The following is a 12,733-nucleotide window of genomic DNA, read 5'->3' as shown; positions in this document are numbered from 1 at the left end:
AGGCTGCGTGCGGGCTTGCAGCGGCGGACCGGCGCAGGGCGCACCAGGTAACGGAATGGCGGAATGGTTCGGCCGCTGGCCGGCCGAAGCTCAGGCGGCCGGGTCCAGCGCGAGCCTCAGCCGTGTCACGTTCGGGTTGCCCGGATCGCGCTGCACGCTGAAGGCCAGCTTGCGCGCCAGCGCGAGCATGGCGGTGTTGTCGTAGAGGGTGATGTCGGCCAGCTGCCTCACGCCGGCTGCCCTGGCGGCGTCGATCAGCTTGCGCATGAGCTTCAGGGCCAGGCCGTGGTGCTGCCAGGCGTCGGCGATGACGATGGCGAATTCGGCGACCTGCGCCGTTTGGGGCGTGTCGCCGCGCACGTAGCGCGCCACGCCCATCTGCCGTTCGGCGCCGTCGATCGCCGTGGTCGCGATCAACGCCAGTTCCCGGTCGTAGTCGATGTGAGTCATACGCCACAGCTCGTCTGGCTGCGGCGTTCGCGGCGACAGCAGGCGCCGATAGCCGGTTTCCTTCGAGAGGCCGTTCACGAAGGCGGTGTGCATCGCGAGATCTTCTGCGCGGATCGGGCGGATGCGCACCGGGGTGCCGTCGCGCAGTTGCCAGTCCTCGACCAGGTGGTTGGGGTAGTCGAGGGCCGGCATGGCATCACACGGGGTCTAGCCGATCACTTCGGGCCAGTCCGTGTGGAAGAACTGGCCTTCGGGCTTGTCCACGCGCTCGTAGGTGTGGGCGCCGAAGAAGTCGCGCTGCGCCTGCAGCAGGTTCGCGGGCAGGCGCTCGGTGCGGTAGCTGTCGTAGTAGGCCAGCGATGCGCTGAATGCCGGCACCGGGATGCCGTTGCTCACGGCCAGCGCCACCACTTCGCGCCAGTTCTGCTGGGTGCGGTTGAGCAGGTCCTTGAAGAACGGGTCGAGCATCAGGTTGGCCAGCGCCGGGTCGGTGCGGAAGGCGTCGGTGATGCGGTTGAGGAAGCGCGCGCGGATGATGCAGCCGCCGCGCCAGATCGAGGCGATGCCGCCCAGGTCGAGCTTCCACTCCTTCTTGTCGCCCATGGTCTTGATGAGATCGAAGCCCTGCGTGTAGCTGATGACCTTCGAGGCGTAGAGCGCGTCGTGCACCTTGGCCACCAGCGCCTTCTTCTCCACCGAGAGTTCGATCTTCGGCCCCTGCAGCTGCTTGCTGGCCGCCACGCGCGCCTTCTTCTGCGAGGAGAGCACGCGCGCTTCCACCGCGGCGTTGATGGTGCTGATGACCACCGCGTTCTCGGCCGCGTTGATCAGCGTCCACTGGCCCGTGCCCTTTTGGCCGGCCTTGTCGAGGATCACGTCGACGATCGGCTTGCCCGTTTCCGGGTCTTTCTGCTCGAGCGCCTTGGCGGTGATCTGGATCAGGTAGCTCTGCAGCTCGCCCTCGTTCCATTCGTTGAAGATGGCGGCCATCTCGTCGGTGCTGAAGCCGGCTGCCTTGAACAGGCTGTAGGCCTCGCAGATGAGCTGCATGTCGCCGTACTCGATGCCGTTGTGCACCATCTTCACGTAGTGGCCCGCGCCGCCGGGGCCGATGTGAATCACGCAGGGCTCGCCGTCCACCTTGGCCGAGATGCTCTCGAAGATCGGCTTCATCACCTCCCAGGTGGAAAGCGGCCCGCCCGGCATGATCGAAGGCCCCTTGCGCGCGCCTTCCTCGCCGCCCGACACGCCCGCGCCGATGAAGCGCAGGCCCTTGGAGGCGAGGTACGCGTCGCGGCGTTCGGTGTCGGTGTAGAGGCTGTTGCCGCCGTCGATGACGATGTCGTCCTTGTCCAGCAGGGGAATGAGCTGCTCGATCACCTGGTCGACCGGGGCGCCGGCCTTCACCATGATCTGGATCTTGCGCGGCTTCGCCAGGCTCTGCACGAACTCCTCCAGCGTCTTCGCGCCGACCAGCTTCTTGCCGGGGTTGGCTGCGATGAAGGCCTCGGTGGTGGCCTCTGTGCGGTTGTAGACGCTGACCTGGAAGCCGCGGCTTTCCACGTTCAGCACGAGGTTCTGGCCCATCACGGCCAGGCCGATCAGTCCGAAGTCGCTTTGCTTGTTGCTCATGGCCTGTGTTGTCCTTCCTTCGTGTGTGTATGCATGCGGGGCGGCGCTCGACGCACCGGTTTGATTCGAGGGCCATTGTGCCGATGTGGCGCCAGGCGGGCGTCGGAGGTGGTCTAAACCCGATTGGCAAGCGGGTCCGCCTTGGCTATGTTCATGCCCCCATGAGCCACGACGCCATCCACCGCTGGTCCACCGACGCCGTGCCGCTCGCGCAGCGGCTCGACTACTGGGTGGGCGCGGTCTGCGAGGGCTTCCTGGAGATGGACGTGACCAGCCCCGCGGCCGGCAGCTTCGGCGCCACGCTCGAATCGGCGCCGCTGGGGCCCATCGTGGTCAACCAGGTGCGCGGCAGCGCGCAGGACGTCTACCGCACGCGCCGGGCCATCGCCCACAGCCGCAGCAACTACTTCTACCTGCTGTGCAAGGCCGATTCGGCCTGGGTGGCGGTGCAGGACGGCCGCTCAGCGCGCCTGCTTCCGGGCGACGCGGTGCTGGTCGATTCGCGCCGGCTCTACGAATTCCACCTGCTGCAGTCGGCCGACACCGTCTCCATCGAGCTGCCCACTGCCTGGGTCGATGCCTGGATTCCCGATGCCGGCGACCAGGTGGCGCGGCGCATCGACGGGCACTCGGGCTGGGGCGGCGTGCTCAGCGGCTTCGTGCGGCAGCTGACGCCCGAGCTGGCGGCGAAGCCCCCTATGCCCGCCGAGCTGCTGAGCGACCAGCTCGGCAGCCTGCTCGCCCTGGCCACGGGAAGCGGCGCCGCGGATGCGCCGGACAAGGGCAGGGCGGCGCTGCGCCGCCGCGTGCTCGATGCCACGCGCGAGCGGCACGCCGAGTGCGGGCTCACCGCGGCGAGCGTGGCGCGCGGGCTGGGAATCAGCGAACGCAGCCTGCACCGCTGCCTGGCCGCCGGCGAAGGCAGCGCGGAGGGGCCCACTACCTTCGCCGCCGCGCTTGCTGGTTTCCGCATGGCAGCCGCGCGCCGCATGCTGGCCGATGCACGTTTCGACCGTCTGGGCATCGCCCAAATCGGGTATCGCGTGGGCCTGGCCGATGCTTCACACTTTGTTCGCCAATGCCGTGCGCACCTGGGCGCCACACCCGGCGAACTGCGGCGCCGGCGCTGAACTGGCGCGAACCGGCCATCCGCGTGGCAGGCATCGGCCATTCGCGGCATCGCCCCGTTCCTAAAGTCCCTCTGCATCGAAACCACGAAAGAGACTTCCCATGTCCGATACCTATGTCCTGGTCCACGGCGCGTGGCACACCGGCGCCGAGATCGAAGCCGTGGCCGACGGCGTGCGCGCGGCCGGCCACACCGTGTACTGCCCCACGCTGGCGGGCAACAACCCCGGCGACGACCGCTCCAGCACCGGCCTGGAAGACGCCATTGCCTCCGCGGTGCGCTACATAGAGGAGAAAGACCTCACGCAGGTGCGCCTCGTGGGCCACAGCTACGGCGGCATGGTGATCTCGGGCGTGGCCGACCGCATCGCCCACCGGCTCAAGCGGCTGGTCTACATCAACGCCTTCGTGCCGCTGGACGGCGAATCGCTCAACGACATGGTGCCGCCGCACTACGTGACCATGTTCGACGCCGTGGCCGCAGGCAACGGCAACGCGGTGACGCTGCCCTTCGAGATCTGGCGCGAGGCCTTCATCAACGACGCCGACCTGGCAACTGCGCAGGCCGCCTACGAGAAGCTCAACCCCCATCCGTATCGCACCTTCACGGACAAGATCCGCCTGAGCCAGCCGCTGGCCGCGCTGGCGCTGGGCAAGTCGTACCTGAACTGCCAGCAGGACACCGCGATGCCGCACGGCCTGCCGTGGCATCCGCGCCTGTCGGAGCGGCTGGGCCTGTTCCGGCTGGTGGAGTGCCCGGGCAGTCACGAGATGTTCTTCTCGAACCCCAAGCGGCTCGCCCAGGCCATCATCGAGGCCGGGCGCGACTGAGCCCTTCAGTTCAGGCGCCGGCGCCGCCGAAGAGCGCGTCGTACACGCGGATCGACGCCCAGGCGTCGTTCGCGGCGTAGCGGACCTGTGCCTCGGTGAGCTGCCGGTTGGCCCAGTTCGAGGTGGTCGCCTTGCGCGACTTGACGAAGCGGCGGCCGAACACCAGCGCCACCGCGGCCTTCACGCCCACCGACCTGCGGTAGCCGCGGCGGCGGAACTCGTCGTCGATGTCGAACACGGCCTTCGGCTCGATGTTCAGCCGGTTGCGGATCAGCGTGAGGTCGCCCGACAGGCCGAAGCCGACCTTGCGCAACTCGGTCGAGGCGATCAACGCGGCCACCACCGGGTTGCACTCGGTGCGGTGCAGCTGGAACAGCCAGGCTGCATCGCGCGTGGCGAACTGCACCACGTGCGGCCCGCCCGACACCTCGTTCTTCGCGAAGGTGGGCTTCGATTCGGTGTCGAAGCCCGCGATGCCGACCGCCAGCAGCGTGGCGGCGGCGCGCTCGGCCTCCTGCAGGGTGGAGACGACCACGACTTTCGCCGTGGCCAGGCTTTCGAAGGGATCGAGCAGCGCGATCTGTTCGCGCTCGAGCAGGGGCGGGAGCGCGGGGTTGGTGCGGCGCTCGTTCACCGGGAGGCTGCTTTCGTCGTCGTCTTTTTCTTCTTCACGGGTGCTTTCTTGGCCGCCGCCTTCTTTGCAGCTGGCGCTTTTTTCGGTTTCTTCGGCTTGGGCGGCTGGCCCGAGCGCAGCGCCGCTTCATAGGCGAGCCGGCCCCAGCGCGCGGCCTCCTCGCGGTCCTCGAAGAGGTCCGCCGGGGCGAGCCGGTAGGACATCGGCATCGCCTTGCCCTGGCGCATGTAGGTGAAGGGCTGCAGGTTCAGCCTGTCGAAGTGCGCGGCGCTTTCCGCGTCGGACTTGAGGTAGAGCGTCTCGCCAGCGACCAGCGCGATCATGCGGCCCTCGTGCCAGACGCCGTGGCCGCCGAACATGCGCTTCGTCTCGATGCGGCCCAGGCGCTCGAAGACCTCGTGAAGGCTTTGGACAAACTCGCTCATCGCGCAGCGCCCGCAACGCCCGCTGCGGGCCGCACCGGTGTCGACGCCTGCGCGCCGACCACCGTATTCCAGGCCTTCACCTGCCAGCCGGTGACGATGCCGTTGAGCACGTACGGGTCGAGCTTCGCGAAGGCGGCGGGCACGTCGGGCGAATCGGCTTCGAAGAGCAGCAGCGCGCCGTCGGGCGGATTGCCGGTGGCGCCACCGAGCAGCAGTTCGCCGCGCTCCACGGCCTGCCAAGCGAGCGCCAGGTGCGCGTCGCGGAACTCGCCGCGGCGTTCGAGGTAGTCGGGGGCGGTGTCGTAGATCAGCAGGTAGTGCACGGTGAAGTCCTGGAAAAGATGGCCGCGCGGCGCGCTCAGGCGGTGATCTCGATGCGGTTGCCGTCCGGGTCGAGCACCACGCTCTCGTAGTAGCCGTCGCCGGTGCGGCGCGGGCCGTCGAGCAGCGGGTAGCCGTCGGCCTTCAGGCGCTGCGTAAGCGCATCCACGGCGGCGTCGGAGCCCACGCTGATCGCCAGGTGCGTCCAGCCCATGCGCTGCGCGCCGGGTTCGGCAGGCACGGGCGCGAGCGTGGTGGTGGTCATGGCCTCGATGCGCGCGCCGTCGCCCAGGCTCAGGAAGCAGGAGGCGAAGCCCTTGGCCGGGTTGACGTAGCCTGCGCCGGCGGTGGCGCCGAAGTAGTCGACGTAGAAGCGCTTGCAGCGTTCGAGATCGGTGGTCCAGAGTGCGATGTGGTCGATGCGCATGGGGCGGCGAAGAATGAAGGATGTTCAGCCGATGCGCCACGGCGGGCGCGAGGGCGACCAATGGTAGGCGATGCGTTCGCGGCCGCTCGTGGGGTGGAAATCGGTCGCGCCGCGCTCCAGTCCGTAGCGTTCGTAGAAGCGCTGGGCCGATGTGTTGGTGGCCGCCACATGCAGCCGCCAGCCGTTGGGAATGCGCACGCAGGCCTCGTCGAGCAGCGCCTTGCCCAGGCCCTGGTTGCGCAGGTGCGGCTCGACGAAGAGCTGGGCCACGTACTCGCGCCGCGCCAGCAGCACCATGAAGGCCAGCACCTGGCCTTCGCGCTCGGCCACCACCACCTCGGCGGGCGGGCCGAACTCGGTGTGCACGCGATGCAGCCAGTGGGCGATGGGCTCGACGTGCGGAACGTCGCGGTTGGCGGCGATCCACGCGCGGCGCCAGATGCCCGCCAGCACCATGTTCTCCTCGGCGCCGCCTTTGCGCGACCGCAGGTGGAAAGCCGGAATCTGGGCGGCGGACATGATGCGTTTCATCATACGGCGCGGTGGCGCCGAGGTCGATGAGGCGGCCTGCGAACGCTCAGGCGCGCAAGGTCTGTGCGTGGTGGGCGATGTGGTCGGCCATGAAGCTCTGGATGAAGTAGTAGCCGTGGTCGTAGCCCGCATGGCGGCGCAGCGTGAGCGGCTGGCCGGCGGCGAAGCAGGCGGCCTCGAAGGCTTCGGGGTGCAGCTGCTCGGCCAGGAATTTGTCGTCCAGTCCCTGGTCGATGAGGATGCCCTGCGGATACGGCGCCGTGACCTGCGACTTCATCAGCGCGCTGGCGTCGTGCGCCAGCCACTGCGCGCGGTCGGCGCCGGGCTCGCCCAGGTAGCCCCCGAAGGCCTTCTCGCCCCACGGACACTGCGTCGGCGCGCAGATCGGCGCGAAGGCCGACAGCGATTTGAAGCGCCCCGGATGCCGCAGTGCCAGCGTCAGCGCCCCATGGCCGCCCATCGAGTGGCCGAAGATGCCGATGCGCTCGCCGTCGATGGGAAAGTGCCTGGCCACCAGCGGCAGCAGCTCGTGCACGATCCAGCTTTCCATGCGCCAGTGCGTGGCCCATGGCTCGGCCAGCGCGTCGAGATAGAAGCCGGCGCCGATGCCGAAGTCCCAGTTGTCCTTGGCGCCGGGGATGCCGTCCACCTCGGGGCCGCGCGGGCTGGTGTCGGGTGCGATCAGCGCGATGCCCAGGCTGGCCGCCATGCGCTGCGCGCCGGCCTTGATGGCGAAGGTTTCCTCGTTGCAGGTCAGGCCCGCGAGGTAGAGCAGGGCCGGTACGCGCTCGTGCGCGACCTGCGGCGGCAGGTAGATCGAAAAGCGCATCGGCAGGCCGATCTCCAGCGAGCGGTGCTCGAGGAAGCGCTGCGTACCGCCGAAGGCACGGTGCTCGGAAAGAATCTTCGGTGTGTTGTCGGTCATTGCTGGGTATTCTTGCCGCGCAGGGCGGGCACGAGTTCGAGCACGGCGTCGGCGAAGGCGCGCGGCGCTTCCTGCGGCAGGTTGTGGCCGGCGCCGGGCACGAGCCGGTGCGAGCGCGGGCCGCCGAAGCGGTGGGCGTGGGCGGAGGCATCGGCCGGCAAACGCACGCCGTCGTCGATGCCGTCGAAGGTGATGGCGGGCACGGTGATCGTGGGCTGGGCCGCGAGGCTGCGCTCGATGTCGGCGTAGGCCGGATCGCCCGGCACCAGGCCGAAGCGGTGGCAGTACGACTGGATCACCACGTCCACGAAGTCGGGATGGTCGAAGGCGGCGGCGCTGCGCTCGAAGGTGGCGTCGTCGAACTTCCAGGTGGGCGACCAGAGCTTCCACAGCAACTTCGTGAACGCCTTGCGGTCCTTGTGCAGGCCGGCGCGCCCACGCTCGCTATGGAAGTAGTACTGGTACCAGAGGCTGTATTCGTTCTCGGGCGTGTCGGGCTCCATCGCCTTGGCGATGTTCTGGATGTTGTAGCTGTTGAGGGACACCAGCCCCGCGCAGCGCTCGGGCCACAGCGCCGCGACCACGCAGGCCGCGCGGCCGCCCCAGTCGTAGCCGGCGAGCACGGCACGCTCGATCTTCAGCGCGTCGAGCAGCGCAAGCAGGTCGGCGCCCAGCGCAGCCTGCTCGCCCGAGCGCGGCGTCGCCTCGCTCTGGAAGCGTGTGGCGCCGTAGCCGCGCAGGTACGGCACGATCACGCGGCAGCCCTCATCGGCCAGCATCGGCGCGACTTCGGCATAGCTGTGGATGTCGTACGGAAAGCCGTGCATCAGCAGCACCGGCGGACCGTCGGCGGGGCCGGCCTCGTAGTAGGCGACTTCGAGGACGCCCGCCTCGATCCTGCGCAGGGGTTCCATTCTTTCCATCACGAGATCATCTCCAGTGAATGAGTAGATGCCTTTGCCAGGAACACCGCGGAAGTGCGCGTAGCCTGGGGGTTAGTAGATGACCACGCCGCGGATGGATTCGCCGCGCTTCATCAGGTCGAAGCCGTCGTTGATCTTCTCCAGCGGCATCGTGTGCGTGATCAGGCTGTCGATGTCGATCTTGCCTTCCATGTACCAGTCGACGATCTTCGGCACGTCGGTGCGCCCGCGCGCGCCGCCGAAGGCCGAGCCTTCCCACTTGCGGCCCGTGACCAGCTGGAACGGGCGCGTGCTGATCTCGGCGCCGGCTTCGGCCACGCCGATGATGATGCTGCGTCCCCAGCCCTTGTGCGTGCACTCCAGCGCCTGGCGCATCACCTTGGTGTTGCCGATGCACTCGAAGCTGTAGTCGGCGCCGCCGTCGGTCAGCTGCACGATGGCGTCGACGATGTTCTCGTGGTCCTTCGGGTTCAGGAAGTGCGTCATGCCGAACTTGCGCGCCATGGCTTCGCGCGCGGGGTTCAGGTCGATGCCGATGATCTTGTCGGCGCCCACCATCTTCGCGCCCTGGATCACGTTCAGGCCGATGCCGCCCAGGCCGAACACCACCACGTTGGCGCCGGCTTCCACCTTGGCTGTGAAGATCACCGCGCCGATGCCGGTGGTCACGCCGCAGCCGATGTAGCAGACCTTGTCGAAAGGCGCGTCCTCGCGGATCTTGGCCAGCGAGATCTCGGGCGCGACGGTGTAGTTGCTGAAGGTGCTGGTGCCCATGTAGTGGGCGATGGGATTGCCGTCGAGGCTGAAGCGGCTGGTGCCGTCGGGCATCAGGCCCTTGCCCTGCGTGCCGCGGATGAGCTGGCACAGGTTGGTCTTGCGGCTCAGGCAGAACTTGCACTGGCGGCATTCAGGCGTGTACAGCGGAATGACGTGGTCGCCCTTCTTGAGCGTGGTGACGCCGGGGCCGACGTCCACCACGATGCCCGCGCCCTCATGGCCCAGGATGGCGGGGAAGATGCCCTCGGGGTCGGCTCCGGAGAGGGTGTAGTAGTCGGTGTGGCAGATGCCGGTGGCCTTGATCTCGACGAGCACTTCGCCGAACTTCGGGCCTTCGAGGTCCACGGTTTCGATGGTGAGCGGGGCGCCGGATTTCCAGGCGACGGCGGCTTTGGTCTTCATGATGTTCGATCTCGGAAGCGGGGATGGAAAAGGATTCTCAGGCAGGGCCAGCAGGGAAGATACCCGACATGCCGATGAACCCCGGCAGGTGGCGGAAATCCCAGACCCAGTTTCGCAGCGCGGGAAACTCGTCGAGCGAGATGCCGCCTTCGCCCGCGAGCGCCACGTAGGGAAAGCAGGCGAGGTCGGCGATGGTCGGCTCGGGCGCCGACGCGAGCCAGCGCAGGCCTTCGGTGGCTCGCTCGGCGAGGTGGTCGTCGAGGACGCGGAACACAGCGCGCGCGCCCGTGCGGCAGGCATCGATGTCGAGGTGGTGATAGCCCAGGGCGTCGTGCAGCCGCGCGGCCGAGGCGGTGCGGGTGAGCTCGTCAGCGGTGGCGAGCCATTGGGCGACCTCGCCGCGCAGGCTCGGCTCGTCGGGATACCAGCGGCCCTGCGGGTCGTAGCGGCTCGCGAGATAGACCAGGATGGCCTGCGCGTCCCGCAGCACGAAGCCGTCGTCGTCGATCACCGGCAATTGGCCCAGCGGATTGACGCTGGCGAGGAACGCGGCCGATTTGTGCTCGCGGCCGGGAAAGAAATCGACCGGCACCGTCTGGTACGCCACGCCCAGCCAGGCCAGCATCTGCCGCACCTTGAAGCAGTTGCCCGAGAGCGGGTAGTCGTAGAGCTTCAGCGTCGCCGTCGTCATGCCGCAGCCCTCACGCCGAAGCGCATGCCGCGCTCGCGCAGCCATCGCCGGTAGGTGACGGAGGATGTGTCGCCGCGCGTGGGCGTCTCAGCGCGGCCTTCGAGCGGCATGCGCTTGAAGGCGTGGTTCTCCAGGATGGGCTTGTCCTGCCCGAAGATGGTGTGCTGGAAGGCGATGAGCTCGGCGTCGGTGGAATGGTCGTCGTAGCAGGCCAGCAGCGTGTGGGCGATCACGTGTTCCTCGTCGACGGGCTGCAGGAAGATGCCGATCGCATCGAGCTCGCCTGCGCGGAAGCTGCTCTTGTAGAGCATGGCCGAGAAGGGCTGCATCACGCGGTATTTGTAGATGACCTCGCTGCCCGACGAGTCGTGGGCCGCGGAGGCGCGCGGCTGCCAGAAGCGGCAGTCGGTGGCCCAGATCTCGCCGGTGGCGGGCTCCACCTGTACCTGGTACTGCGCCACCTCGGTGTGCGGCACCTTGCCGAGGTAGTCGGCATGCACGAACGGAAAGTGCGCCATGTCCAGGAAGTTCTCGATCACGCGCAGGCCCGACACCGCGACGCCGATGCCGCCGCAGTCGACGCGGCGGCGGCCCGGTTCGCCGTATTCGGGAAAGTCGAAGAGCGAGCGCGCCGGGCGTCCGCTCGGGCAGATCCAGAGATAGCCGTAGCGCTGCTGCACGGCAAGCGGCGTGTCGCTGAGGCTGCAGCGGGGCGTGCCGTCGGTGTCGGTCGACAGCCGCACGGTCTCGCCGAGCAGGCGGGTGGTGCGCGAGGCCGATGGCGCCGGCGCGGGGCCGACGACCAGCCAGTCGTCGAGCATGTTGGGATCGTCGGTGGCGAAGGGCATGGATCTCTCTTTCTTTCTTCAGCCGCGGGGCAGGGCTTCGATGTCGGTGCGCAACTGGCGGGCTGCCGCGTGCACGGCCTTCATGGCGGACGAGCCGGGCGCCGCTTCGGTCCACAGGTGGATGAAGGCGAGGCCGGGCTGGGCGTCGAGGACGAGGGCGAGGGTTTCCGCGCCGCCGAGCCGGCCGCGCCAGCCTGGCGAGGCGGCCGTCATGCCGTGCTGCACGAGCGCCGCCCGCGCAGTGGCGGCGGGCGCGCGCACGGTCAGCGTGCGGCAGAAATGCCAGCCGCCAGGGACGGCATCGCGCAGTTCGTCTGGAACCGGGGGAGCCTCGGGCGAAAGGTTCACCCACAGTATCCCGGCCGCCTCCGCCGTGCCGAAGGTCTTCGCGCAGACGTTGCGCGGCGCCTGCATGGCGGGGTGCGCCGGAATGCTGGTGCACTGCCCGCTGCCGGCCTCGTACTGCCAGCCGTGGTACGCGCAGGCCAGCCGGTTGTCGATGACCTGCCCGAGCGTGAAGCGCACGCTGCGGTGGGGGCAGCGGTTCTCCCAGGCCTGGGCGGTGCCGTCGGCCGCGCGCCAGAGGGCGAGTTCCTGGCCTTCGGCGAAGCCGGCGACGATGTTGGCGCCCGGGCGCAGCTCGGCCGAGCGCGCGACGGGGTGCCACGTGGCCGTGTCTTGTGGAGTGTTCATGAATGGATCGTGGGAAGCGAACTGTTCGCCGGTGATACCGTACCGTTTCCGCCGCACCGATGAAAGTCACATGAAGAGACGCTGCTTTTCATTCCTGCAACGCTGGGCCGCATGAGCCGCATCGATCTCGCCCTGGTCGAGGCTTTCGTGCTGATCGCCCGCAGCGGCAGCCTCACCAAGGCCGAAAGCCTCTCCGGCGTCTCCAAGGCCACCCTGAGCCGGCAGCTCACGCGGCTGGAGGAGTTGCTGGGCGCGCAACTGCTGCTGCGCAGCCCGCGTCGCATCTCGCTCACCGAGGCCGGACACGCCTTTCTTGCGCGCGGCGAAGGGCTGCTCGACGAGGTGAAGGGCCGGCTCGAGGAGGCCAGCACCGAGATCCACGCGCTGACCACGGGCGTGTCGGGCAGCCTCTCGCTGCTGTCGGACACGCAGTTCAGCACCTCCTTCGTCTGCCACGTGGTCAAGCTGTTCCTGGAGGCGCATCCGGACGTGCGCTGCCAGCTCGACGTGGCCAACGGCTTCCATGCGCCGCGCATCGCCGATGTCGACTGCTACGTGTGTTCCGAACCGCCCGATGCGCCGAACCTGGTGGCGCGGCTGCTCGGGCGGCTGAACTACGGGCTGTACGCGAGCCCGCAATACCTGGCGCGGCACGGCGTGCCGTCGTCGCCCGATGAGCTGGCCGCGCACCAGTCCATCGTGATGAAGGAATCGGCGGGGCGCTCGCAGGTGCTGCTGGTCTCGGGCTCGGCCAGCTTCGCCTTCCGGCCCGAGCCGGCCTTCGAGACCAACGACCACTGGGTGATGAAGACCTTCTGCATCGACGGCCTGGGCATCGCGCTGCTGCCCGCCTTCTTCGTGCGGCCCGAGCTGGAGCAGGGCGTGCTGGTGCCTGTGCTGCCGCAGTGGCAGCCGGAGCCGCGGCGCATCTACTGCGCCTACCAGCGCCAGCGCTACGTGGGGCAGAAGCTGCGCTCCTTCGTCGACCTGATGGCGCGCTGCGTGGTCGACATCGATTCGTACAACTACTACGTCGGCTCGACCGCCGCGCGCAGGCGCAGGACGGCCGCGAGAACATAATCGGCCTCCGTTCGC

Annotated in this window: 16 protein-coding genes; 3 read left to right on the top strand and 13 right to left on the bottom strand. The window is 68.6% G+C overall.

The window, feature by feature from the left end:
• Positions 1-90: 90 nt before the first annotated feature.
• Both FHT32_RS24295 and gnd read right to left on the bottom strand, forming a co-directional pair.
• Positions 91-642, bottom strand: a complete 552-nt coding sequence (locus FHT32_RS24295) for a GNAT family N-acetyltransferase (protein ID WP_176667160.1) — start codon at positions 640-642, stop codon at positions 91-93.
• 15 nt (positions 643-657) lie between these two features.
• Complete coding sequence (gene gnd, locus FHT32_RS24290; protein ID WP_176667159.1) at positions 658-2,082, bottom strand: decarboxylating NADP(+)-dependent phosphogluconate dehydrogenase; 1,425 nt, start codon at positions 2,080-2,082, stop codon at positions 658-660.
• 161 nt (positions 2,083-2,243) lie between these two features.
• On the opposite strand from gnd, the gene FHT32_RS24285 reads away from it, so the two are divergent.
• A complete protein-coding gene (locus FHT32_RS24285; protein ID WP_176667158.1) occupies positions 2,244-3,212 on the top strand; it encodes a helix-turn-helix domain-containing protein in 969 nt (322 codons plus the stop codon).
• A 100-nt stretch (positions 3,213-3,312) separates the two neighbouring features.
• Positions 3,313-4,041, top strand: a complete 729-nt coding sequence (locus FHT32_RS24280) for an alpha/beta fold hydrolase (RefSeq protein ID WP_176667157.1) — start codon at positions 3,313-3,315, stop codon at positions 4,039-4,041.
• A 10-nt stretch (positions 4,042-4,051) separates the two neighbouring features.
• Here FHT32_RS24280 and FHT32_RS24275 read toward each other — a convergent pair whose 3' ends face one another.
• The 11 genes from FHT32_RS24275 to FHT32_RS24225 all read right to left on the bottom strand — a co-directional run bounded on the left by FHT32_RS24275 (position 4,052) and on the right by FHT32_RS24225 (position 11,638).
• Positions 4,052-4,675 (bottom strand): 3'-5' exonuclease, encoded by a 624-nt coding sequence (locus FHT32_RS24275; RefSeq protein WP_176667156.1) that lies wholly within the window; start codon positions 4,673-4,675, stop codon positions 4,052-4,054.
• Positions 4,672-5,100, bottom strand: coding sequence for a TfoX/Sxy family protein (locus FHT32_RS24270; protein ID WP_176667155.1), 429 nt, complete (start codon positions 5,098-5,100; stop codon positions 4,672-4,674). Before FHT32_RS24270 ends, FHT32_RS24275 begins: the two co-directional genes overlap by 4 nt.
• Positions 5,097-5,423: a YciI-like protein gene (locus FHT32_RS24265; RefSeq protein WP_176667154.1), complete on the bottom strand. Its 327-nt coding sequence runs from the start codon at positions 5,421-5,423 to the stop codon at positions 5,097-5,099. Before FHT32_RS24265 ends, FHT32_RS24270 begins: the two co-directional genes overlap by 4 nt.
• 35 nt (positions 5,424-5,458) lie before the next feature.
• Complete coding sequence (locus FHT32_RS24260) at positions 5,459-5,848, bottom strand: VOC family protein (protein ID WP_176667153.1); 390 nt, start codon at positions 5,846-5,848, stop codon at positions 5,459-5,461.
• A 24-nt stretch (positions 5,849-5,872) separates the two neighbouring features.
• Entirely contained in the window at positions 5,873-6,367 is a 495-nt protein-coding gene (locus FHT32_RS24255) for a GNAT family N-acetyltransferase (RefSeq protein WP_256099139.1), read from the bottom strand.
• Between the two features lie 58 nt (positions 6,368-6,425).
• Positions 6,426-7,304, bottom strand: coding sequence for an S-formylglutathione hydrolase (gene fghA / locus FHT32_RS24250; protein WP_176667151.1), 879 nt, complete (start codon positions 7,302-7,304; stop codon positions 6,426-6,428).
• Positions 7,301-8,227, bottom strand: coding sequence for an alpha/beta fold hydrolase (locus FHT32_RS24245; protein ID WP_176667150.1), 927 nt, complete (start codon positions 8,225-8,227; stop codon positions 7,301-7,303). Before FHT32_RS24245 ends, fghA begins: the two co-directional genes overlap by 4 nt.
• A gap of 72 nt (positions 8,228-8,299) precedes the next feature.
• Complete coding sequence (locus FHT32_RS24240) at positions 8,300-9,406, bottom strand: S-(hydroxymethyl)glutathione dehydrogenase/class III alcohol dehydrogenase (RefSeq protein WP_176667149.1); 1,107 nt, start codon at positions 9,404-9,406, stop codon at positions 8,300-8,302.
• 37 nt (positions 9,407-9,443) lie between these two features.
• Positions 9,444-10,097: a glutathione S-transferase family protein gene (locus FHT32_RS24235; protein ID WP_176667148.1), complete on the bottom strand. Its 654-nt coding sequence runs from the start codon at positions 10,095-10,097 to the stop codon at positions 9,444-9,446.
• Complete coding sequence (locus FHT32_RS24230) at positions 10,094-10,945, bottom strand: aromatic ring-hydroxylating dioxygenase subunit alpha (protein WP_176667147.1); 852 nt, start codon at positions 10,943-10,945, stop codon at positions 10,094-10,096. Before FHT32_RS24230 ends, FHT32_RS24235 begins: the two co-directional genes overlap by 4 nt.
• Positions 10,946-10,963: 18 nt before the next feature.
• Positions 10,964-11,638, bottom strand: a complete 675-nt coding sequence (locus tag FHT32_RS24225; RefSeq protein ID WP_176667146.1) for a Rieske (2Fe-2S) protein — start codon at positions 11,636-11,638, stop codon at positions 10,964-10,966.
• Between the two features lie 111 nt (positions 11,639-11,749).
• Between FHT32_RS24225 and FHT32_RS24220 the strand changes: the two genes are divergently transcribed.
• Positions 11,750-12,718, top strand: coding sequence for a LysR family transcriptional regulator (locus FHT32_RS24220; RefSeq protein WP_176667145.1), 969 nt, complete (start codon positions 11,750-11,752; stop codon positions 12,716-12,718).
• The last annotated feature ends 15 nt before the right edge of the window (positions 12,719-12,733 follow it).

Origin of the sequence: Variovorax sp. SG517, from assembly GCF_013376045.1 — a bacterium.
Lineage (GTDB): Bacteria > Pseudomonadota > Gammaproteobacteria > Burkholderiales > Burkholderiaceae_C > Variovorax.
Note: the sequence above shows the minus strand (reverse complement) of the source record. Positions and strands in the feature narration are given on the sequence as shown.